Here is a 22016-nt window from a genome sequence, read left to right as displayed (position 1 = left end):
AAAGCTCGAAGCTCGAAGCTCGAAAGCTCGAAGCTCGAAAGCTCGAAGCTCGAAGCTCGAATGCCCTTAGGTCAACGGAGTTTTTGCAACATTAAGATGTGCTAAGGATAGCGGGTAATCACGTTGTTTCGCTAATTTTTCCGCTTGCTCATTGATTGCCTGCTCGCTAATGCCTTGAGTGACGGGGAAAAAACGGGTCGGTTTAATGCTCGGATCGATTAAATGACAAGATGCCATTTGCCTTACAATCTCATCTGCACAGGTTAAAACAGAGGAGGCTTTCACCGTTTCGCAACGTGCATATCTTTCATTGACAAAAGAGACATCTGCCGCTCTTAATGTTGGATCTCCGCCGGGTATTTGCTGTGCGCCAAATAAGGGTTTAGCCCCTATTTTCGCAGACTTAAAACTTGGAATATAAGAGGCAAGAAGATTTATCGAACGGTCAGTACGGGTAACCATCTCCTGTCCGGACCACTGATAGTCGATTTTGTTAAGAAATTTTTCGGCTAATTTTGGTTGTGCGCTTTGCTCACTACTGGTGACTAATCCCTCGTCGAACAGGGTAATATCACCGGTCATGCCATGCAGCTGAAAGTAGCCGCCGGGATAAGGGGTAAATTGCGCCATACCATTAGGGGTTCCACGTTTACCATGAAAAATGACTTCCGGCCACAGACAATCAGAATCTAACCAGCGAGCAACATAAGCGGCCTTAAACTCTACCAGCCGCTGTCGTTTAAAACCTAACATGTCGTCAATCTTACCGCTTCTAAAACCCGCTGCATTAATTAAATAATCAAATTCAGCCTGTTTATTGGCCCCTTTCTGCTGGTAGTCTATCAACCAGGATTGACCAGTCTCACTAGCGATAATGTTGGTGACTGCGCAGTTGGTGAGTAATTGACAATGCGGATTTTTCTGCAAAGACAGTGTGCAACCGGCTCCTAAACGAAATATATTCAAACCGAATTCTTGAACCAGAATCAGCGGAAATTTAAGCTTATCCAAATCAACATATTTGGCAACGGGAATCATCCACTGCTCTAAGCTCTGAGGATTTTGACTGGGCTCTTGCAATGCCAGCGCTTCCAGCTCCTCGCGTTCGAATAAACGGAAATAATCCTGGCTTTCACCGAGCACTTTATTGGCAGGATCCTCGTCAATCAAACGCTGGTACTCTAACTGCAGTGTATGCAGACGCGGTATCAGCTCTTCCGCCGTGCCACCATCATGTAGGGGTACCGCTAATACGGTTGGTCGATAGTCTGCTGCAAAGGGATATAAACGCAACAGATCAACGGATTGCGCAAGGAGCGTCAAACATTGCTGGTCGGAAATTTCTCGGTAGAAATTGCCACCCGCATGCAGATGGCAAATAGGAGGGCCATTGACTAAATCATCTCCTTTTTCAAGTAAGGAAACATTTATCCCTAATTCACTTAAATATAACGCGATACTTGCCCCTGCAATACCACCGCCAACGACTGCAACATTAATCTTATCTGCTTGTTTACTTTGACTTGCCACTTTATTTAAACCCGTAAAAATTTATTCTTATTATTGCTAATAAACCACTTAACTGAGTGTTGCTACAATATCAGAAAAATCATCAAAAACGACCTCAGGGTTATACAGACCAATATCTTCGCCATAATTATAACCATAGGTTAAACCGATAGATTCCATCTTCGCCGCCTTGGCAGCCAGAATATCATTTTTTGAATCTCCGACCATCAAACACTGCTCAACGGTGACGGAAAGTTTTTCACAAACATGTAATAAAGGTAATGGATCGGGTTTACATTTTTCCAAACTATCACCCCCTAATAACATTTCAAACAATCCCATCAGTTGTAACCCTTCTAAAATTGGCTCGATAAATTCAAAGGGTTTATTGGTGACAATCACTAAGCGGTAACCTTTGGCTTTTAATATTTTTAAACAGGCACGCACGCTGGGATAAAGTTTGGTATCAATACATAAGTTGTTTTTATAAAAGTTGAAGAACAGTTGTAATGATTTTTCAATTAAGTCCGGATCAATACTTTCATCCACGGTAGCTTGGCCTGACAAACCTCTTTTAACCAGGACTGGTGTGCCATTACCCACCCAGGAGCGAATCACCTCTTGATCAAAAGTAGGTCGCTGCAGTGTACTTAACATATGGTTAACGGCTAACGACAAATCTGGTGCGCTGTCAATAAGGGTACCGTCTAAATCAAACAAGATAACTTCTTTGTTAGTAAATTTCAATTTTAAGGCCTTTAGATAATTTATTGAGAGGGAAGGTATTTATTATGCCATCTGAGTCACAAAAAGATAATAATTATCGTTACAAAAACCAATTTAGCAGAATCGAAACAACGTTTCGCAGTCTGATGAAGTGTGCGTGGTTATTTTTTGTAATTTGCTTTGCGGCCATTCATATTGATTCATGACGAGGTTTAAAAACGGGACATACTTAAGCACCAGAGGTTTTATCTTCTGCCTGTGATATCTCATTGACTAAAAAACACTTTTCCCATAAGGCATTAAGATAGCTAAAGACAGACAAATACAAGCTGCATTCTTTGCGCAGTGCTGATAAGGAAATCGAAATATTAGTCTGGTGTAAATGATGATACTCCGCAATTAAACTTTCCTGCTGCAGGCTATCCAAGCTATTGATGCACATGCAGGACGCTAAATCATAAGCGGGACACGCCAGCGTGGCATACTCCCAATCTAAAATCATCACCTGTTGCCGATTATTGATTAACAGATTATGTAAAGACAAATCACCATGACATAACACATTTTTAGCACTGCCTTGATCTAAGACGATCGCACGCTTTAAGATAACAGAAAAATGCGCTTCATCAATAGCCGACTTTATTCTTTTTTTAAGCTGCTTTAGGGTAAGGCTCAAGCTTTGTGGTTGCGCATGCAGTGCAGGCAGTTGATGAATTTTTTTCAACTGTAAAGCGAGCAGATTAATAAGCTCTTTATTGATGGGTAAACAGCTTAACTCTTTTCCTGAAAAATATTCCTGTAATTTATAGCGCCTGCAGCAGGCAATCGCTTTAGGTGTCAAACCTGCAACAGTGGCAAGCTTATCAACCTTAAACTCACGCTTTCTGTCACCGATATCTCTGGCGCTCAGATTTAGGCGTTTGAAAATAAGTTTTTTATTATTGGCTAAGGTTAACAAAAAAACCGCATTGGTCAGCGCCTGTAAAAGCGGCTCGATAGCGACGAGCGGCTCACTCTGTTGCGCACTAATCCAGGTTAATTCTTTACTGGTTAATGTTTTGCAGATTAATTCTTTGCAGCTTAACTCTTTGCTGCTTAATTTTTTACAGACTAACAAGGACAAAATATTATGGGGTTATCCAAGGGGTAATGCGGTCAATTTTCATCAAGACATTACTGTCTGTCAAATCTGAATTCAATAACGCATTTGATATTAATAGATCCCCATTTTCGGAAAAAAGCACTTGCCGAGGTAACTCTGATAAATGTTGTTCACTGAGAGGCTCACTGAGTTGCACACGGATACCTGAAAACACGGGTAAAAAATGTTTGCCGATCATACCGGCATTTTTTCTTAAGATGCCTTCAAGTTGTGTGCTTATCAGTGCAAGTTTAGGATCTGATAATTGCGCGGAATCAAACTCTTTGGCCATCAGGGTAACTTGTAAATCACATTGATAATTTTCCTGCCCAGCTAACAATTCGACCTCAATCATAGCACCATTTTTACGATGCTGATCAGAATAAAAGGGTAATAACTGCCCTTGCTCTGTAAATGTTATCGGTTCACGTTTTTGATCTACGACTATCTGTGCATTTTTGATTAAACATGCCCGCCCGGAATCTTTATCCTGCAAATAAAAAGCCGTTGTTACATATTCATAATCAAGCTTATAGATGGTTTTTATATAACCAAAAAAAAGCGAATAATTTAATTTTAAGGGTGAGGCTAAAACATTACTGGTTGTTGTCGTCATTGTTAGCAATAAAACCAAAAAAAGTCCCAAACGCATTATTATCTTCCTTTGTATTTTTTATTTATTATGTTGAGCAAACTTAAGCATCAAAACCGGAACTACGATCATTATCATTGTCGTTCTCTGCTGGCGGTTGACCTTCGACTGCCACCACACTCACACCACAAACTTGACGGTAAATAATACCCATTATATTAAAATAAAAAGGAACAACGAACAATAAACCTAAGCCAGAAGTAATAATGGCAACAAAAAATAAGATTATTAATAACAAATAAATAAAAGAGAATTGCAGTAAGTTCTTATTAACTATCTTAAAAGATAATGTTAAGGCTAAAACCGGCGTTAATTTTTTTTCTGCAATCAGGGGATTCACCAGGCAAAAAACCATATTGAAATATAACAGAGCAACAACAGACAGCTGTAAGCCAATGCTGCCAAATAGTTGGGTTAGTCCCAGCGAGACAAGATTGGATATTAAACTGAGCATCATGGCTGCCATTGATAGTTTCAGGATAATATTAAAGTATTTAAAAAGATCATTCGCTTTGGTTTTCAAACCGACAGAGTGATGAATGCCCATCATTTGTAATGCTGTTAATAGCGGCGGTGCAATCAATAAAGTAATAATATAATTAAGCACCATTGGCGTGCTCTGATCAGCGTCGCTAAAAGAATCAAAAATATAGATGTACGCAAGGCCCAACAGGCTAATAGTCACAAAACTTGCAACAGCCAGAGGCAGGAAGTTCTTTTTGGTGAGAACAAAAGCATCTTTAAAAAGAGATTTAAGATCGAAGCGATGACCTTCGCTGAGTGACTTTTTAATATCACCCCCTAAAATAAAATGTTTTTCACTCATACAAGCTAATTATCCTAAATAAAATAAAGTTTTTCATTGTATATACCCGGCGCGAGGAAGGAGCTGTCACTGTTGTGGTATAAACTATAAATGCCGCCCTATTGTAGGGAGTTCCATTAGCTTTTCAAGTTTATTGACGCGGTATAGCCAATTGATTAATCAATTGGCTATAAAGAAATGACTGGAGTCGGCGGGAATGAGCAAGACAATAAATACACGCAGAAGATAGACCATTAAGTTATTCTAAATTGACGCATTATCACACAACGCAGCGTCTCGTTTATCATTTCACCCTGAGGAGATACCCGCAGGCGAACACTTAAAAAGGGAATCACCCTTCTAGATGTCAAATGCTTGCATTTAACATCTAGAAGGGTGATTAACGCAGTTAATCGCTCGAAAGGACATAGTAGTATTACGCTTTACTCGCGCTCGCCTCGGTATCTTCAGTAGGTTGGCTCTCTAATATAGCGTTAACCAAATCAGGGACGACACTTGTGGCTTTACCGCAAATAACCTGGTCAAAGTGACTATGAATTTCACTCGCTTCTAAATTTAACTCAATGGAAAATGCACCAACACTTTTAGCTTCTTCAACAAATCCAGCGGCAGGATAAACCGTGCCGGAGGTGCCGATAGCAATAAACAGATCGGCTTGTGATAAATGATGATAAATAATATCTAAACCAAGTGGCATTTCACCAAACCAAACAATATGCGGCCGTAATGTCGATGGATATTGACAACAGTGGCAAAAATCACTGGTTGAAATATCATTATAACATTCAACAAGTTGATTGCTTGTAGGGCAACGAGACTTTAATAGTTCTCCGTGCATATGAATAATATTTTTAGAGCCCGCCTGCTCATGTAAATTATCAATATTTTGTGTTACCAGTAAAAATTCACCATCAAACTTTTCCTCTAATTCTGCTAAGGCAAAATGAGCAGCATTGGGTTTTTTATGCCCTGAACAGAAATCTCGACGACGTTGATTATAAAAATCAAGTACCAATTCCGGATCTTTTTGATAACCCTCGACGGTTGCGACATCCTCTAATTTGTGGTTTTCCCATAGGCCATCCGTATCTCGAAAGGTTTGAATACCGGATTCGGCGGATACGCCGGCACCGGTTAACACGACTATTTTTTTATATTGATGGAATGACAAAAAACACCTCTCTCGCTGCTATCCGCTTATTTAGAATGACTCAACCTCCGTTTAACCTATTAAACCGAGAATCTGTTTTTATATGTGGAAGTTCGCTGCTACTAGAAGTTTGCTACTAACTAATAGCGTTATACCTCGGCGCGACTGAAGCGGCACTTAAAAAAACAGATATCAATATTATGTAAATGAGTATAATTGAACAATTTCACAACACAATTGGACTTAATAATGAGTGTCAATTATACCTGAATTAAAAATATGAAATTGTAGGATAGTTCATAACTTTGAACCAATTCTATTCATTAGGTTAACTATTTAGAGGCAGGAAAAAAGGCAAAGCAAGGGCATTGGCTGCCATGATACAAAATATAGAAGGGAACTGATTACCATGTGCGGAATAACAGGATCCGATCAACGGAGGCTAAAAGAGAGTGTACTCTCTCGCTAGCCTCTGTTGTAACCCGCAGAAATGAAAATAGAATGAGGATAAAAAAGTCACAAAAGCGATTTTTTATCCTCAGAAAAATTATTCCTCTGTATGAGGCATATTTGTTTCTACTAATTCTTTTAGTTTCTGCCCTGCTCGAAAAGTCACAACTCGACGAGCAGCAATAGGAATATCTTCGCCAGTTTTAGGATTCCGACCTGGACGCTCACTTTTATCTTTTAATTCAAAGCCACCAAAACCTGAGATTTTTACCGCTTCTCCGTTTTCCAGTGTTGCTTTAATTTCTTCAAAAAAAGATTCAACAAACTCTTTTGCTTCGCGTTTGCTTAAACCGATCTTTACCGATAAATCTGCCGCTATTTCAGCTTTAGTCAGTGCCATAAATTAATCTCTCAATGATGCATTAAACTTGTTAGAAACCGCTTCAACAATTTTAGTAACATTGTCAGCAATCTCCTGTTCTTCCAAGGTGCGTGTAGTATCCTGTAAGATCAAGCCTATTGCTAAACTTTTCTTACCCTTTTCAACGCCTTGCCCTTGGTATACGTCAAATAAGTTTATGCCAACTAATTGGGTTCCGCCAATTTCCTCTATAAATTTTAGTATGTTACCTGCATTTAATTGTTCGTCTACCACAAATGCCAAGTCACGATGATTAGCCGGGTACTTGGAAATATCGCCAGCAGACGGCAATTTACGGCTGCTGATCTGAGCCAGTTCAATTTCAAACACAATCGGGGTGCCGTTGAGTGCGAAGGGTTTAGTTAGGCTTGGATGTAAAGTACCAATATAACCAATATTTTTACCATTACGATAGATTCCGGCTGACTGACCGGGATGCAGCGCACTATGTTGCTCTGCTTTAAACTCAAAACTGTGCGCGTCAGCACATAAATCAAATAACGCCTGCAGGTCCGCTTTCAGGTCAAAAAAGTCAACCGGACGGGTTTTAATATCCCAATGTTCATCATTTAAGTCACCAACAATGACAGCCGACAGCATCTCTTCCTGACGAATACCATTTTCAGCATTTTCATCTTTTGTAAAACGCAGACCGGTCTCAAATAAACGCACACGACTTTGCTGGCGTTTCTGGTTTTTAGAAACACTCTCTAATAACCCCGTCCACAGACTCACGCGCATCGCGGACATATCTTTAGAAATTGGATGAGGTAAAATTAACGCATCGGCTTCGGGATGCAATTTCAGTTGTTTATCCGGATCAACAAAACTATAAGTGATTGCTTCCTGGTATTCACGACCTACTAATACATCACGGACTTTAGAAAGTTTTAATCTTGCTTCGTTATGACTGGCCATGATTAATGACGCTAATGGTGCAACATTGGGGATATTGTCGTAACCGTAAACACGGGCAACCTCTTCGATAAGATCTTCTTCAATTTCCATATCAAAACGGTAGCTTGGTGCAATAATTTTCCAACCTTCGCTGGTCAGGCTAACGTCACAACCTAAGTGTGTCAAGATAGTGGTAACACGATCCGAATCAATAGAGATACCGATCAAACGATCCAGTTTACTACGACGTAATGTAATCGTCGCTTGAGTAGGAATATGCTGATCACTGTATGCCTCTGTAATCGGCCCAACTTCACCACCACAAATAGACACTAACAATTGCGTTGCCCGCTCCATCGCTTTAGTTTGCAATACAGGATCAACACCACGCTCGTAACGGTGAGAAGCATCGGTATGCAGACCATAAGAACGTGCTCGTCCGGCAATCGCAAGCGGCGCAAAGAAAGCACTTTCTAAGAAAATATTTGTTGTGCCTTCGGAAACGCCTGAGTCTAACCCGCCAAAAATACCCGCTATTGCCAGTGCTTTTTGGCTGTCGGCAATCACTAAAGTATCGCTGTTCAGCTTAACTTTTTTACCGTCTAACAGGGTCAGTTTTTCATCAACTTGTGCAAGACGCACCTCAATGCCCCCCTCTAATTTATCTAAATCAAAGGCATGCATCGGATGACCGAATTCAAGTAAAACATACTGGGTAATATCAACCACCGCATCAACACTGCGCACACCACAACGGCGTAGTTTTTCAACCATCCATAAGGGAGTTTTAGCCTGTTGATTAATACCGCGAATAACCCGCCCTAAATAACGCGGACATGCAGCGGGTGCTTGTAAATTGATGCCCACTTGATCGTTAAGCGTAACGGCAGCATTCTCCCAAGTCGGCTCACTCACGGACACGCTGTTTAAGACGCCGACTTCTCGAGCAAGACCTGCAATACCTAAACAATCTGCGCGGTTAGCCGTTAAATCAACATCAATAATAATATCGTCTAAATGTAATAATTTATGAACACAAGCGCCTACCGGTGCAGCCGATGGTAATTCTAAAATACCGTCTGAATTCTCTGACATTCCAAGCTCAGATTCACTGCATAACATGCCCGATGATGGCTGGCCGCGCAGCTCTGCTTCTTTTATTTCAAAATCACCCGGTAAGACAGCGCCAACAACGGCGACCGCAACTTTTAAACCTAAACGGCAATTTTTAGCACCACAAACAATATCAATTAATTGATCGTAACCGACATTAATTTTGGTAACTTGTAATTTATCGGCATTTGGGTGCGGACCACATTCAACCACTTCACCCACCAGCACTTTTGTAAATTTACCGGCAACGGGCAGCACTTCATCAACTTCAAGCCCTGCCATGGTAATCTGATGGATTAACGCATCACGTGTAATTTCTGGGTTAACCCATTCTCGTAACCAAGCTTCACTAAATTTCATTATTCTAACCCTTACTTAAATTGCTTGAGGAAACGAAGATCGTTTTCGAAGAAAGAACGTAAATCATTTACGCCATAACGTAACATCGTTAATCGCTCAACACCCATACCGAATGCAAAACCTGAATATTTTTCCGGATCGACCCCCATTGAACGTAAAACCGTCGGGTGAACCATGCCGCAGCCTAATACTTCTAACCAGCCATTTTTACCTAATACATCCACTTCAGCGGAAGGTTCAGTGAACGGGAAATAGGAAGGACGGAAACGTACTTCTAAATCCTCTTCAAAAAAGTTATGCAGGAATGCATGCAGGATGCCTTTAAGCTGAGTAAAGCTTACGTCCTCTGCAATCATCAAACCTTCGACCTGATGGAACATAGGCGTATGTGTCTGATCGTAATCATTACGATAAACACGCCCCGGAGAAATAATACGGATCGGCGGGTTTTCTTTTTCCATGGTACGAATCTGCACACCTGAGGTTTGCGTACGTAATACCAACTCAGGATTAAAATAGAAGGTATCATGTTCAGCACGCGCAGGATGATGTGCCGGAATGTTTAACGCATCAAAGTTATGGTAAGCATCTTCAACTTCGGGTCCGGTTTTAACTTCAAAACCCAATTCAGCAAAAAACTCAGTAATACGGTCAACAGTGCGCGTCACCGGGTGTACTCCGCCGAGCAAAGCACCACGTCCGGGCAAGGTAACATCAATGGTTTCTTCGGCAAGCCGGGCATTTAAAATTTTAGCTTCCATCGCCTGCTTACGTTCAACTAAAACAGCTTGAATAGCTTGTTTTGCTTTATTAATCATTTGACCGGCAGCAGGTTTTTCTGCAGGAGGCAGTTTACCTAAGCCTTTCATCTGCTCAGTCATTAAGCCTTTTTTACCCAAGTACTGTAGACGAATTTGTTCTAATTCGTTGCCGTCGACGGCTTTCTCTATCTGTTGTTGCGCGTTCGCAACGATTTCATCAAGGTGTTGCATTTGTTTAATCTCATATGTGAAGCAAGCAATAACGATCGTATTGATTGAATTTTAAGAAAAATAGCTCTCGATTTTACGCAAATCAGAGGGAGTTGGCTAGTACATAAACCAAATGAAAGGCCGTAAAACGGGAATTAACCTAAATAAATCAACTCTCCATGCTTCGCGCAGAAACTGATTACGGGTAAAAACAAGCCGCTGATGGCCAAAGCACCTTAACAGCGGACTCTCCTATTTTGAAATTTTTTACTTAGCGCAGACTGTCCAATGTTGTTCAATCAACAGCGTCTCACCCTGAAAAAGTCGCCCGGTAAAATGATCATTTTCAAACAATTGGCCAACGCCTTTAGGCGTGCCCGTCATCAGCACATCACCCGTTTCAAAACTCATAAACGCGCTGACTTCATTGATTATTCCAGCGGGTTTATGGATCATTAAATCATAATGTGCGTATTGGGTTAATTTGTCATTGATCAATAACTGCAGCGACAAGCTTTGTACGGCACCACTAAAACTGACAAATTCACTGAATACCGCCGACTTATCAAAGGCTTTTGCACGTTCCCAGGGTAGCCCCTGTGCTTTTAATGTCGATTGTAAAGCACGTTTAGTCAGATCTAAACCAAAACCCACCGCGCTTATCTGCCCGGCATTGATAACAAATGAAATTTCAGCTTCATAATGAATGGGCTCCAGGTCATTAGTGACTATTCGCTCAGAAATAGCAGAATTAGGTTTAACAAAAATAACCGCCTGGGTTGGCATCTCATTATTTAATTCTTTAATATGATCGACATAATTACGCCCAATACAGACCACTTTAGAAGGGCAAAATAATTTTCCATCAATCTTTATTTGTTTCATATAACCACCTGTTTTAGATTAATAAATATAAATATAAATAATCATCCGCTTAAGCCTTGCTGCAACAGCATATTGAGAAGATGAGATCAGTGCAGCGGGGCAAACTAACGGGCAATAGGCTACAAAATATCGGCTTTAACCGGTATTGCCGTATCGTAGACAAGTTCATAATAGTGATTATTGTTAAATTCAAACTCCTGAATCACAGAAAGTTTTAATTTTTTAGTGTGAGCCGCAAAAGAGCGCGGATTAATTTTATTAATAAAAGTCACTAAAATCGGATAACGCTTGGCCATTTCGACACGGGAAAAATCAAAAATATCCTCCAGCATGCCGGAGCCGCGATAACTTTTATCAATGCAAACCGGACCATATTGATAGGAATTATCAACACTTAAAGTTTGCCCTAAATAGGTTAAATTGGGTAAATCTTTGATCATATGCACAAACATTGGCCATCTTGACCAAAATCGCCAGGAAGCGGCCATCACGTAGGCAACAACTTGCGCTCCCTCTTTGGCAATAAATAAACCCTGCTCTTGATTAATCAGATCCGTTAACTGCTGCGGCGTAAACGCGGTGGTCACAAAACCGTCTTTTTTGTCCTGTTCGCAAATAGTATCAAGCTGATATTTCGCATGCAGTGCCAATATAACCGGGATATCACTTAACTCAGCAATTTTAAATGCCATTTTCAAACCTCGTAATTCATTTAGATTAAAGTGATAACTGCCTAAAATAATACGTGAAAAGCAAGATTTAAAATACTTATCAATAAGCAACAGACCAAAAAATACGGACTAAATCTATATCCAAGCCGCCTATCCAGCCGAGTATTACGCCAGCAATGTTCCACCAGCAAGAAGCAACTGAATCGGGTGAGTCCCATGGATGGAAAGAAAAAAATAAGGACACATATGGACGATCCACATCTGTCCAGTTACTTTTTCGTAGAAGCGGATTAATACTTAGTCAATTAGACAGGTGTAGTTGTTTATCTTAAAGACCCTTTGATTACCGAAGCACCGCGTCCAAATAAGGGCTAGACAGCAGAAATGTAAAAGTATGAGCGGCGCGCGCTTACTTGTCCTTGCTGCTCACTAGTAAATCTTTCGCCTGGTTTATTTTTGCTGCCAGATAATTGCTTCCTCCCTTATCTGGGTGGAGCTTCAGCATCAGTTTGCGGTGGGCGGCAATAATCTCTTCCTTCGTGGCGTTATTATCAAGGCCGAGTACTGCATAAGCTTCAATTACAGTCATCGCACTGCTATCGCTTCCGCGAGAGTTTTGCCCACTCTCTTGAGAACCATTTCCTGCATTGGCAGCTTCGCGCCAGTCAGCACCATACTTGCGATCAAGATAGGAAGCCAAAATCTCAATAGAATCAGGATATTGCTTACCAGCTAGGGTATAAAGAGAGATTAAATCTGGCAGATCAAATTCAGACAGATATTTACCCTTGCTAACAGTGTCCAATAATTCACCATCTACTTCACCACTTTCGTGATCGAGGGTCATTTTGAGTAAGCTGGTTTCAACGGTAGAATGCTTGGATGAACCCGAACTCTGTTTAGCTTTAGCCTTCTGGTAAAGACCTTTAAAAAACGGAAAGTAACGTAGAAAGGGTAACAAGCGCTTAGCAAATACAACTAAACCTGTTCCCAGTGCTGCCAAAATATAAAGCTTTCCAGTGACCGTTAGCAAGATCAGCGTCGTGATAAACGCGAGCACGCCGGCTTTCGCACCGACTTTCTTTCTTTGTTCCCGTTTCAGAGTTCGGCTATATCCCACTGTGATATAGCCGATGATGATAACCGCTATTAAAGCGATAAATACTAACATAGAGTTTTCACTTATTTGAGGTATCAGTTAAGCCGCAAAGCCTATCATTCTTTAATTTATAGTGTTGTTATTTCCGTGAGAACAGTTAGATTATTGGCGGCTATCTAATCATGATTATTTTAGCTGCTGCAATAAACGGCGCACGCTCGCATCCTTACTCAATAAATTACTTTCCAGGGCAGGTTTACCGCCCGCTGCATACACCGCAACCGCTGCTAACAGCTTACCTAACTGTCCGGTTCAATTAGCCCAGAATAGCTACTATTGCACCTAATCCAATATAAATAGTCGCTGGTAATTCGTTTAACATTCTACCTCTCTGATTATTGCCTAACGCCGCAAACAGTGGCGCGTAAGTTGGCGCTTTTTTTTCTGCTTATTGGTTTTGGTAAAAAACGTGACAACTGTTTAGCGTTCATTGATTTGCCTTGTTAGCAGTCGAGCTAAAAACTACGCTACATTCTTAATTTATTGAGCCTTTCGGTGTTAGATTGTTCAAATTTCTTTCGTCTCGATCTACCATCGATGCTCTTATTCTCTTTATGGCTTCTTCTTCGCCATATTTCTGTTTTATCTCAGCCCACTCTTTATCATCGAGGCCAATAATAAAACCCTCTACAAAACGTCTATTTCTTCATCTGTATACGGTGTTTTCCTGTCATTGGCAGGATTCATCCAATCAGGTTCTTTATCCCGCTCATTATTTTTCATTAAATCACCCTCAGTGATTCATAATAATTTAGACTGCTAACTCCCTAATAACAGGCAAAATTTGGCGGGCTAAAATACGAGCGCAGCGAGCTAGCCAGCCGTATTTTGTCCTTGTTTATTAGCTTGTTAGCTTTGCCGCACAAACACATAGTGATTAGTTATTTATCTATGTTTGCTTTTGAAGCAATTTAAAACTGCTCTCAAGTTCTTTTACAAGAAGTATAATAAATTCATTTTTACTCGATACATTTAAGTGAAAGTTTAATTTATAAAAATCTTCTCCTTTATCTAGAGAACCACACAAATTATGGCCTACAAAGCCACCAGAAAAAGACTCATATTCAATACGTAAATTATCAAATAGTATCTTTGCAAGAAATTTACGATCATACACAATTAAAGAATAATCTTGATTATTACAAATAAGTTCAAAGTTTATTCTTTTTCTGTATTTAATCAGCAAATTGTTAACTCTAAGAACGACCTCTAAATTTTTCATTGTGTAGCTTAAAGAATTAATAATTCTATTTTTTCCTGCATTGTGCTTACTAAAGATATAATCTCGTTTTTTAGATTTGTTCACATCTATCAGAAAGTTTGGTTTATCAATTCCTTTTACCAACGCAGAAGGTAATTTATTTGACTTGATAAAAATATTTACATATTCAATAGCAGTGCTATAGGCATCAAGACTAAAAAACTCAGTTTTCCCATCTCCATCGCTATAATTCATCGAAAACTGATCCAGAAGCAAATGCAGACTTTTCTCCAACTTAAATACCAATTCATTATTTATTCCTAATGATAATGAATTAACATAATCAGGTTCTCCCCACCATTTTTTTATGTTGTCAGCTCGATTAAAAACATTATCAGCTTTGCCTACTTTAAATGCTTTAAGCTTTGGATAAATCAATAAATAAACATTTGTCATAAAATAAGTAACCTAAAAAATTCCACTCTAAATGTTACCAACAAGAAAGCTAACGCCGCGTTCACCGGCGAGTAAGTTGGTGCTGTTTTTGCGGTTTTTTATTTTTAGCAAAAACCACGACAACTGTATCAAGTCGGAGTGCAACGCCTTGTTAGCACTATTATTCAACTAACTGAATTCGTTCAACATCAAGAGACACTTTTTCAAGTGCCATGCACATAGATGCAAATAGAACATCAAAAGCTCCTCTCACTCCAATTAAGGAAATGAGATTTTTACTATCTCTAATGATCCCATTTTCTTTAAAAGCAGTATTTAAACTTTCAATATATGCCTCTTCTATACCCATGTTACTTCAAAATGCTTTGTCAGGCGCAAGGTCGGAGACCAGAGCAAGACGCAACATGAGGTAATGGTTATTCCCTTTTCGATTGGTGCAACGCAGCGCTGGTTTTCGACCTTGCGCCCCGTAGGGCAAGGTAAATTGTGCTAATCTGCGTTGTTATAAAATCTCTATGTAGAATAACTAACCTTCAATTTTATGCCTCGCATCTCAGCATAATTTTCCTTGCTGACTTTGCATCTTGAAGTATCATGGGTATATATCAGGAGTCTTATTTAAGATTTCTTGCATCCTTCCTTTATTTTGCTCACTATCAAGTCGAGCATCGCTTATGCGATGAGCAAAATCATTTCTAATACTTTTAAATAATTGCAGTTGCTTTAATGCTTGAGGTTTAAGTAAACCCAATCTATAACTCATTTCTATTTTAAAACAACAATGCCACCCATTTTTATAGCGCGACACCTATCCTTATTTGTTATAAGTCGTAATCTTTATTGAAAACACTAAAAAACATAGCGAGTGAAAATGCAATAATTATAGTGGCAACACCAACAATAAAAAACCAATCTGGCATTTCGTAATCAGTATAAATAGGAACGAAACCTAAAGTGATTACAGGTATAAAAACCAATAGAACATACAGCGATTTTCCGCCAATTCTCACAGGTTTTGCACAATAAGGGCAAATAGCTAAATTTGGTAAGACAGTCAAAAAACCAACCGTTTTCTTTGGTCTATTTCCAAGTTGCCATGGTGTGATCTTAGAGCTACACCATGGGCAAGATTTCTTAAACATATTTAGTCCCATAGACGTATAACGAGGCTGTAGAATTTCTCATATTCAGCCGGTTTATTTAAAATAAAAGCCAAGGTGATTTATATTTACTTGATATTCAATGGATTATTAGCATTTTAATAAGTGACTGATTAAATTGAGAGGTAAATTAATAATTAGGGTCAGGTTAAATTTAATCTGCCATTGAGTGAATTATAAACAACAATTTAATTTTAACCTGACCCCATTAATATATTTGTTGATTTTCAGCGTTGTTGTTTGACCGGAAAGCCAAAAGCGGACATTCATTAACGCCCACATTAAGCGGGAAAAAATTGTTGGTTATAATTGTTGAGGAACAAAGCATAGCCAACTGTTTTTGTTCCGTTTAAACGCCTTTGTTAGGTTCTTGAAATTTACTTAACAGGCTTCCCTCCAACAACAGCACCGTTTTGATATTTAATTTTACCGCGACCATTTACTCGCCCTATTATTCCACCTATGGTAGTAAAGCCAGAATTAGCATTAATAGTTGATGCTTGCCCTTCAACATTTATCGTCCCACCATTATTACTAATAACACCATTCACAATCCCATTAACAATCAATTTTCCGCCTCTATTTACAGATATGTCTCCATTGCTAATCCCAGAAAGCTTTAGAAAGCCACCAGAATATATAGTTGCACCTCTAATCATTCCTGTAACATGCTTATTGGAAGTAACCTTGACATACCCTTGTTGCCTGCTGTCTAGTGAAGTGTGACTACAGTCGCCATATGATTTTCCGTTTACCGTATTACACGCCGAATACGCAGAAAATGGCAAGAGGACAGATAAAAGCATTACTAGTTTATATATCTTTTTCATAAATATTAAGCTTAATGTTTGAACCTAACGCCACCATAATTTTCCGACTGAAGCGAAGCGTAATGCGGTCAAATTAATGGTTTTGTTGAACGAAGCCGCTGTGCGGCAGAAAAAAACACAAACAACACGCATACTTATATTTACATCACTTTTCGGTGATGTTTAATAGGAGTATAAGCGATGAACACCTCAGAACAACAACACTTTAACCTTTTATATCAACAACATTTGACCAACTTGGCATTACAGGGCATGAGACCTGCCACTATCGATGCCTATTCCCGTGCAGTGCGTAGGATAACCACCTTTTTCGACCGCTCACCTTACACATTAACCAAAGCAGATTTAAAGTGCTACTTTGCACAACTCATTCAAACCCACTCATGGAGCACCATAAAATTAGACCGTAATGGTTTGCAGTTTTCTATAAGCATACTCTTGAACGTCAATGGGAATGGTTGAATATTGTCAAACCGCCGCAAGTAAAACGCATTCCAGATATCATCACTAGCAAGCAAATTGGCCTGTTAATTACCGCCACTCGCGTTTTACGCTATCAGGTGTTTTTTCTTGTCCTATACAGCATGGGCTTACGTTTAGGTGAAGTACTTCATTTAACGGTTAATGCATAAAGGAAAAAATCGTAATGTTGTGGTAACTGTAATCACCAGAGAAATGGCGGCTTATATCTGGGCGATTGCCCGAGAGGTCGTATTAAATCCTGTTGATATAAGATCACGCATAGCAAGGTTACCCGCATGAGTAAAAGTTTTGAATTAACGTATAGAATCAAGTATCGGGTGTGGTACAACCACCGACGGCCTTATGAAGGCGACGAAATCCATTATCGTTGAACCACGAACATAGACTGAAGACAGGTGCCACGACGAAATAAGTAACAATTAAAGGTTGGACATCCAGTTATATTTCATTATCAATTCAATATATTAGAACTCCAAACCAATGCGGCTACGAAAATTTCCGACCGTTTTTATTGATCAATCAATTCCTTTAGCAAGTGGAAAAATGAGCGAATTGAACACCAGTTCAGGTTCATGAGCGGGCTAAGCTCTGCGTGCCCTTGTTGTTTCCACTAGGCTTGGCTCTGCACAGCCCGAGTCGGTGCCCTCTTTGTTAAAAAAGAACAAAGGGATTTATTTATCAAGATAAAAAACGTCTAGGCTAATTGAACACCAGTTCAGGCTTATGAGCGCGACAGGATCTGCTGTCCCTGTATATGGTATTCTTTTGGCCGAGTTATAACAGATAAATTGGACACCCATACTTTTTTGCTAATAATCCAACCAATGCGGCTACGAGATTCCCCTTCCATTTTTCTTGCAATGAACTAACGCTTTAGCAACAGAAATCATGGAGCGAATTGAACGCCAGTTCAGGGTTATGAGCGGGCTAAGCTCTGCGTGACCTTGTTGATTTCTGTAAGTTCGGCTCTGCACATGGATGTGCTGTCCGAACTGGTGCGTTAAAAAGCGGTTGGACAGTGCAAGATAAAAAAATGGCTAGGGGTGACGCTTTTTGCCTACTTTTTTTCGGCATTTAGAAAAAGTAAGGTCGCCGTCAGGGCGGAATACCAACAATGAAAGTGACACCAAAAGCTCACAAGCGAAAGCTTACAAAGAACCAATAAGCTATTAACATGACCATGTCGCGCAATCACCCAGGTTACAAACTCATATGCTGTGTGCTGCAATTATTCGAGTTGCCCGCATCGAAGAGTGAACTGTAATCAACTTTTCATTTCAGTTTTTCCTGCAGGCATGGCTTAAAATACGCAGGGTTTTATAGTAAAGCCGATTCTGCATACCTTGAATTAACCTTGTACAACATCATTTTAAAAATTTTTATTGACCCTGCATCCCCCGACTGGCATTGAAAAGTGGAACCAACCGGGCAAAAATAATAGATAATATTTACATCCCTATAAAAAGTGAGTACTGTTGCGCGTTTTCCGTTATATGAATGCTCTCATTCCTGTAACGACTCTAATTTAAAGTACATTCTCAGGGTGATAACGTGACGGACAAAGTAATTCCAGCAGTACAGCCAGAAGTAACGGCAAAAAAATCGCATAATCTGGCGACAATATTAACCTTTATTGTGCCTTCATTAATCGGCCTTTTACTGTTTATGACACCGGTTAATTATCAGGGTGACATTACGATACCCATTGCCATTGTTGCTAAGGGGCTGCTGAGTCTGCTCGGTGAGCAGGCAACAACCGTGGTAACCGGGGTTGTGCTCTTTACTGCTTTGATGACGCTGATTAATAAATTTATAAAGATCCCCTTTATTCAGGACAGTGATTTTTTAACCGCCTTATTAAATGTTTCGCCCGTGTGGTTTATTATCCGCCTGCTGGGTGCCATCTTTATTGTGATGACTTTTTTTAGTGTCGGCCCTGAAGCCATTTATTCCGGCAATACCGGCGCACTGGTTTTAAACGATCTGCTGCCGATGCTATTTTGTGTGTTTATTTTTGCCGGCATGTTACTGCCGCTTTTATTGAACTTTGGGCTACTTGAGCTGTTCGGCACCTTATTAACCAAAATAATGCGGCCGGTGTTTAATCTTCCGGGTCGCAGTGCGATTGACTGCATGGCATCCTGGTTAGGTGACGGCAGTGTTGGCATTTTGCTGACCAGCAAACAGTATGAATTGCGATTTTACACACAGCGTGAAGCGGCAGTTATCGGGACAACCTTCTCGGCGGTTTCCATTACCTTCTCTTTGGTGGTTCTCTCACAGGTAAGACTTGAACATTTGTTTCTCCCTTTTTATCTGGCGGTGTGTACTGCAGGTATTGTGGCTGCGATTGTGGTGCCGAAATTACCGCCCCTTTCCTGGAAGAAAGACAAATATATCGATGGCAGTGCGCAATCCGCCGATGATGAGTTAACACCTGCCGGACATAATGTTTTCTCATGGGGGTTGGAGCATGCATTAAACAGAGCGGAAAACTCGCCAGGAATTAAGAAGACTTGTACTGACGGGCTTAAGAATGTCATTGATATGGTCTTTGGGGTTATTCCGGTGATCATGGCCATTGGTACAATGGCGCTGATTGTTGTTGAATACACGCCGATTTTTGAGTACTTAGGTTATCCGTTTATTCCCTTTCTGGAGTTGCTGCAGATTCCGGAAGCCGCTGAAGCATCAAAAACCATTGTGGTTGGTTTTGCCGATATGTTTATCCCCTCAATTCTTGCGGCTTCCATCGAATCTGATATGACCCGTTTTGTTATTGCGGCAATGTCAGTTACCCAGCTTATCTATATGAGTGAAATTGGTGCGTTAATACTGGGCAGTAAGATCCCGATAAATGTTGCTGAGCTCTTTGTTATTTTTATTTTAAGAACCTTAGTGACTTTGCCGGTGATCGCCGGTATTGCACACCTAATTTTTTAACTTATTCCCAAATTTCTTGAAGATGCCTGCATCGGCAAGTAATTTGGATAACTACCCAGCTTAAGGAAATTTAAAAATAGTATGGATACTTCAGTTTATCTGCATGCGTTAACCGCTCTGTTTGTGATTATCGATCCAATCGGTGCCGCCCTTATTTTTAACTCTTTAACGGGGGATTGTGATAAAAAACACCGTACCGTGATGGCGGTAAAAGCGGTGCTTATTAGCGGAGTCACTCTGATCCTGTTTGGTAATTACGGGGAAGCCCTTTTTGGACAACTGGGTATCAATATCAATTCACTGCGCATATCAGGTGGTTTGCTGCTTTTTTACACGGCCTTTAATATGGTAACCAAAGCAACGGGCATTATGTCTGCTAGCAAGAGTGATGATATTTCAGTCTATCCGATGTCCATTCCTATGATTTCAGGGCCGGGTACATTAACGCTTTCGATTCTGCTTTTTTCGCACACTACGGAGCTTACCGGTAAGCTTGCGGTTTCATCGGCTATTATCAGTATTTTAGCACTGACTCTTGTATGTATGCTGGTGTCTAAATACCTGAAGAAGATTATCGGCAGGACAGGGGATGAAATTTTAAAGCGTTTTTTTGGAATTATCCTTGCAGCGCTTGCTATTCAGTTTATCTACGATGGTATTAAGAATATCGGGTTTTAAACTATGCTTCGAGCTTTTGAGCTTCGAGATTTCGAGCTTCGAGATTTCGAGATTCGAGATTTTGAGCTTCGAGCTTCGAGCTTCGAGCTTTGAGCTTCGAGCTTTGAGCTTCGAGCTTTGAGCTTTGAGCTTCGAGCTTTGAGCTTCGAGCTTTGAGCTTTGAGCTTCGAGATTTTGAGCTTCGAGCTTCAAGCTTTCCAGCTTTCCAGCTTAGCGCTTTGCAGTTAAGTAAAACCATCTTCAATAAAACTCAGTTGCAGACTGTTTTGATTGTCTGCACCACGCTCCTCCAGACCCACGGAAATTCCTAATAAACGCACCGTTTTATCAGGATTCTGGGTTAACAGATGCTGCATTAATATTTTTAACAGAGGCAAGGATAATTCCGGCGATTTTCGTTCGGCACTTTTTTGGGTGAAATCGCCAAACTTAATTTTAACCCCCACTTTATTGATCATTTTTTCTTTGAGTACTTTTTGCAGACGTCTGTGCAGTTCATCATAAAATAGTGCCAATTTTTCAAGACACTGCGCTTCATTGAGTAAATCTTTTTCAAAGGTATGCTCAACCGCCAGGGATTTTCGTACACGATTAGGCTCAACCGCCCGATTATCAATGCCTTGGCTAAAATTAATTAATGCCTCACCAAGCTTGCCGAATTCGCCCAGCAGCTGCTCGGGCCGATACTGCTGGACGTCCTGACAAGTGAACAGTCCTTTGAGCGCCAATTTTTGCTGGGCGACCTTGCCCACGCCGGGTATTTTTTTAAGGGTTAATGTTTTAACAAATTCAGGCACCTTATCGGGGGTGATAACACACTGCCCGTCGGGTTTATTTTCATCGGAAGCAATTTTTGCTAAAAACTTGCAGGGAGCGATACCAGCGGAGGCGGTTAAATTTAGCTCTTCAAAAATAGCACGGCGAATATCCTGAGCAATATAGGTCGCAGAGCCTTTAAATAAAGAACAATCGCTGACATCTAAAAAGGCTTCATCTAATGAAAGCGGTTCTACCAGAGAGGTATAGCGAAAAAAAATGGATCTAATGTGTTTAGAAATATCGACATAAACGGACATTCTCCCCGGAATAATGACTAAATCAGGACATAACTCTTTGGCCTTAAAGCTCGGCATGGCAGAATGAAGACCAAACTCACGCGCGATATAATTACAGGTAGAAAGCACGCCACGGCGCTCGCTGTTACCGCCAATTGCTAAAGGGATATTTCTGTATTGAGGATTATCACGCATCTCCACGGCAGCAAAAAAACAATCCATATCGACATGGATAATTTTGCGTTGCTTAGGGAGGGAAAGATCAGACAAAATAACCAC

21 protein-coding genes and 1 pseudogene are annotated in these 22016 nt (G+C 40.3%); 5 read left to right on the top strand and 17 right to left on the bottom strand.

All coding sequences use genetic code 11. The features are described from left to right. Positions 1 to 66: 66 nt before the first annotated feature. The 16 genes from CXF72_RS07760 to CXF72_RS07685 form a co-directional block, all read right to left on the bottom strand. Complete coding sequence (locus CXF72_RS07760; protein ID WP_101038341.1) at positions 67 to 1530, bottom strand: FAD-dependent oxidoreductase; 1464 nt, start codon at positions 1528 to 1530, stop codon at positions 67 to 69. 48 nt (positions 1531 to 1578) lie between these two features. Next, on the bottom strand, positions 1579 to 2256 hold the full coding sequence (locus tag CXF72_RS07755; RefSeq protein WP_101038339.1) for a phosphoglycolate phosphatase: 678 nt from the start codon (positions 2254 to 2256) through the stop codon (positions 1579 to 1581). Positions 2257 to 2464: 208 nt separating this feature from the next. Then, positions 2465 to 3358 carry a phosphotransferase gene (locus tag CXF72_RS07750; protein WP_157823214.1) on the bottom strand — a complete coding sequence of 298 codons (894 nt, stop codon included), beginning with the start codon at positions 3356 to 3358 and terminating at the stop codon, positions 2465 to 2467. Positions 3359 to 3362: 4 nt separating this feature from the next. After that, on the bottom strand, positions 3363 to 4028 hold the full coding sequence (locus CXF72_RS07745; RefSeq protein ID WP_101038335.1) for a DUF2987 domain-containing protein: 666 nt from the start codon (positions 4026 to 4028) through the stop codon (positions 3363 to 3365). Positions 4029 to 4071: 43 nt separating this feature from the next. After that, positions 4072 to 4854 (bottom strand): hypothetical protein, encoded by a 783-nt coding sequence (locus CXF72_RS07740; protein WP_101038333.1) that lies wholly within the window; start codon positions 4852 to 4854, stop codon positions 4072 to 4074. 415 nt (positions 4855 to 5269) lie between these two features. Then, positions 5270 to 6025: a Sir2 family NAD+-dependent deacetylase gene (gene cobB, locus CXF72_RS07735; RefSeq protein ID WP_101038331.1), complete on the bottom strand. Its 756-nt coding sequence runs from the start codon at positions 6023 to 6025 to the stop codon at positions 5270 to 5272. 526 nt (positions 6026 to 6551) lie between these two features. Continuing rightward, complete coding sequence (locus tag CXF72_RS07730; RefSeq protein WP_101038329.1) at positions 6552 to 6854, bottom strand: integration host factor subunit alpha; 303 nt, start codon at positions 6852 to 6854, stop codon at positions 6552 to 6554. Between the two features lie 3 nt (positions 6855 to 6857). Further along, positions 6858 to 9245 carry a phenylalanine--tRNA ligase subunit beta gene (pheT, locus tag CXF72_RS07725; RefSeq protein ID WP_101038327.1) on the bottom strand — a complete coding sequence of 796 codons (2388 nt, stop codon included), beginning with the start codon at positions 9243 to 9245 and terminating at the stop codon, positions 6858 to 6860. 11 nt (positions 9246 to 9256) lie between these two features. After that, on the bottom strand, positions 9257 to 10237 hold the full coding sequence (gene pheS / locus CXF72_RS07720) for a phenylalanine--tRNA ligase subunit alpha (protein WP_101038325.1): 981 nt from the start codon (positions 10235 to 10237) through the stop codon (positions 9257 to 9259). A gap of 246 nt (positions 10238 to 10483) precedes the next feature. Continuing rightward, entirely contained in the window at positions 10484 to 11101 is a 618-nt protein-coding gene (locus tag CXF72_RS07715) for a fumarylacetoacetate hydrolase family protein (RefSeq protein WP_101038324.1), read from the bottom strand. A 119-nt stretch (positions 11102 to 11220) separates the two neighbouring features. Next, positions 11221 to 11793 (bottom strand): GNAT family acetyltransferase, encoded by a 573-nt coding sequence (locus tag CXF72_RS07710; protein WP_101038322.1) that lies wholly within the window; start codon positions 11791 to 11793, stop codon positions 11221 to 11223. Between the two features lie 388 nt (positions 11794 to 12181). Next, entirely contained in the window at positions 12182 to 12943 is a 762-nt protein-coding gene (locus tag CXF72_RS07705) for a DnaJ domain-containing protein (protein ID WP_101038320.1), read from the bottom strand. An 877-nt stretch (positions 12944 to 13820) separates the two neighbouring features. Continuing rightward, on the bottom strand, positions 13821 to 14588 hold the full coding sequence (locus CXF72_RS07700; protein WP_101038318.1) for a GIY-YIG nuclease family protein: 768 nt from the start codon (positions 14586 to 14588) through the stop codon (positions 13821 to 13823). Positions 14589 to 14748: 160 nt separating this feature from the next. Beyond that, complete coding sequence (locus tag CXF72_RS07695) at positions 14749 to 14937, bottom strand: hypothetical protein (protein WP_101038316.1); 189 nt, start codon at positions 14935 to 14937, stop codon at positions 14749 to 14751. Positions 14938 to 15409: 472 nt separating this feature from the next. Continuing rightward, positions 15410 to 15730, bottom strand: coding sequence for a hypothetical protein (locus CXF72_RS07690; RefSeq protein ID WP_101038314.1), 321 nt, complete (start codon positions 15728 to 15730; stop codon positions 15410 to 15412). Between the two features lie 395 nt (positions 15731 to 16125). Beyond that, on the bottom strand, positions 16126 to 16578 hold the full coding sequence (locus CXF72_RS07685) for a hypothetical protein (protein ID WP_101038312.1): 453 nt from the start codon (positions 16576 to 16578) through the stop codon (positions 16126 to 16128). Between the two features lie 180 nt (positions 16579 to 16758). Here CXF72_RS07685 and CXF72_RS19790 point away from each other — a divergent pair, with 180 nt between their 5' ends. The 5 genes and pseudogenes from CXF72_RS19790 to CXF72_RS07665 all read left to right on the top strand — a co-directional run bounded on the left by CXF72_RS19790 (position 16759) and on the right by CXF72_RS07665 (position 20682). After that, the gene (locus CXF72_RS19790; protein ID WP_232784909.1) at positions 16759 to 17040 is read left to right on the top strand and encodes a phage integrase N-terminal SAM-like domain-containing protein; all 282 of its coding nucleotides are present in this window, start codon (positions 16759 to 16761) and stop codon (positions 17038 to 17040) included. Beyond that, positions 17037 to 17210 (top strand): hypothetical protein, encoded by a 174-nt coding sequence (locus CXF72_RS19785; RefSeq protein ID WP_232784908.1) that lies wholly within the window; start codon positions 17037 to 17039, stop codon positions 17208 to 17210. The genes CXF72_RS19790 and CXF72_RS19785 overlap by 4 nt, the downstream gene beginning before the upstream one ends. Beyond that, positions 17197 to 17340: pseudogene (locus tag CXF72_RS07675) on the top strand (IS110 family transposase); the annotation flags it as partial. The gene CXF72_RS19785 and the pseudogene CXF72_RS07675, both read left to right, overlap by 14 nt. 1272 nt (positions 17341 to 18612) lie before the next feature. Next, positions 18613 to 20004 (top strand): YjiH family protein, encoded by a 1392-nt coding sequence (locus tag CXF72_RS07670; protein WP_101038309.1) that lies wholly within the window; start codon positions 18613 to 18615, stop codon positions 20002 to 20004. Positions 20005 to 20085: 81 nt separating this feature from the next. Continuing rightward, positions 20086 to 20682: a MarC family protein gene (locus CXF72_RS07665; protein WP_101038307.1), complete on the top strand. Its 597-nt coding sequence runs from the start codon at positions 20086 to 20088 to the stop codon at positions 20680 to 20682. A gap of 224 nt (positions 20683 to 20906) precedes the next feature. On the opposite strand, the gene dinB is transcribed toward CXF72_RS07665, so the two are convergent. Beyond that, positions 20907 to 22007 (bottom strand): DNA polymerase IV, encoded by a 1101-nt coding sequence (dinB, locus tag CXF72_RS07655; RefSeq protein WP_101038303.1) that lies wholly within the window; start codon positions 22005 to 22007, stop codon positions 20907 to 20909. Positions 22008 to 22016: the final 9 nt, after the last annotated feature.

This window comes from Psychromonas sp. MB-3u-54, from assembly GCF_002836415.1.
GTDB lineage: Bacteria > Pseudomonadota > Gammaproteobacteria > Enterobacterales > Psychromonadaceae > Psychromonas.
The sequence above is the reverse complement of the archived record's forward strand: the minus strand, read 5'-3'. Positions and strand labels throughout refer to the sequence as shown.

What these genes read in the sequence shown, in the direction of transcription:
- pheS (WP_101038325.1), bottom strand. Translation starts at nt 10,237, where the DNA reads ATGCAACACCTTGATGAAATCGTTGCGAACGCGCAACAACAGATAGAG.
- CXF72_RS07730 (WP_101038329.1), bottom strand. Translation starts at nt 6,854, where the DNA reads ATGGCACTGACTAAAGCTGAAATAGCGGCAGATTTATCGGTAAAGATC.
- CXF72_RS07665 (WP_101038307.1), top strand. Translation starts at nt 20,086, where the DNA reads ATGGATACTTCAGTTTATCTGCATGCGTTAACCGCTCTGTTTGTGATT.
- CXF72_RS07690 (WP_101038314.1), bottom strand. Translation starts at nt 15,730, where the DNA reads ATGTTTAAGAAATCTTGCCCATGGTGTAGCTCTAAGATCACACCATGG.
- CXF72_RS07710 (WP_101038322.1), bottom strand. Translation starts at nt 11,793, where the DNA reads ATGGCATTTAAAATTGCTGAGTTAAGTGATATCCCGGTTATATTGGCA.
- CXF72_RS07705 (WP_101038320.1), bottom strand. Translation starts at nt 12,943, where the DNA reads ATGTTAGTATTTATCGCTTTAATAGCGGTTATCATCATCGGCTATATC.
- CXF72_RS07685 (WP_101038312.1), bottom strand. Translation starts at nt 16,578, where the DNA reads ATGAAAAAGATATATAAACTAGTAATGCTTTTATCTGTCCTCTTGCCA.
- CXF72_RS07740 (WP_101038333.1), bottom strand. Translation starts at nt 4,854, where the DNA reads ATGAGTGAAAAACATTTTATTTTAGGGGGTGATATTAAAAAGTCACTC.
- pheT (WP_101038327.1), bottom strand. Translation starts at nt 9,245, where the DNA reads ATGAAATTTAGTGAAGCTTGGTTACGAGAATGGGTTAACCCAGAAATT.
- CXF72_RS07715 (WP_101038324.1), bottom strand. Translation starts at nt 11,101, where the DNA reads ATGAAACAAATAAAGATTGATGGAAAATTATTTTGCCCTTCTAAAGTG.
- CXF72_RS07700 (WP_101038318.1), bottom strand. Translation starts at nt 14,588, where the DNA reads ATGACAAATGTTTATTTATTGATTTATCCAAAGCTTAAAGCATTTAAA.
- CXF72_RS19790 (WP_232784909.1), top strand. Translation starts at nt 16,759, where the DNA reads ATGAACACCTCAGAACAACAACACTTTAACCTTTTATATCAACAACAT.
- CXF72_RS07695 (WP_101038316.1), bottom strand. Translation starts at nt 14,937, where the DNA reads ATGGGTATAGAAGAGGCATATATTGAAAGTTTAAATACTGCTTTTAAA.
- CXF72_RS07745 (WP_101038335.1), bottom strand. Translation starts at nt 4,028, where the DNA reads ATGCGTTTGGGACTTTTTTTGGTTTTATTGCTAACAATGACGACAACA.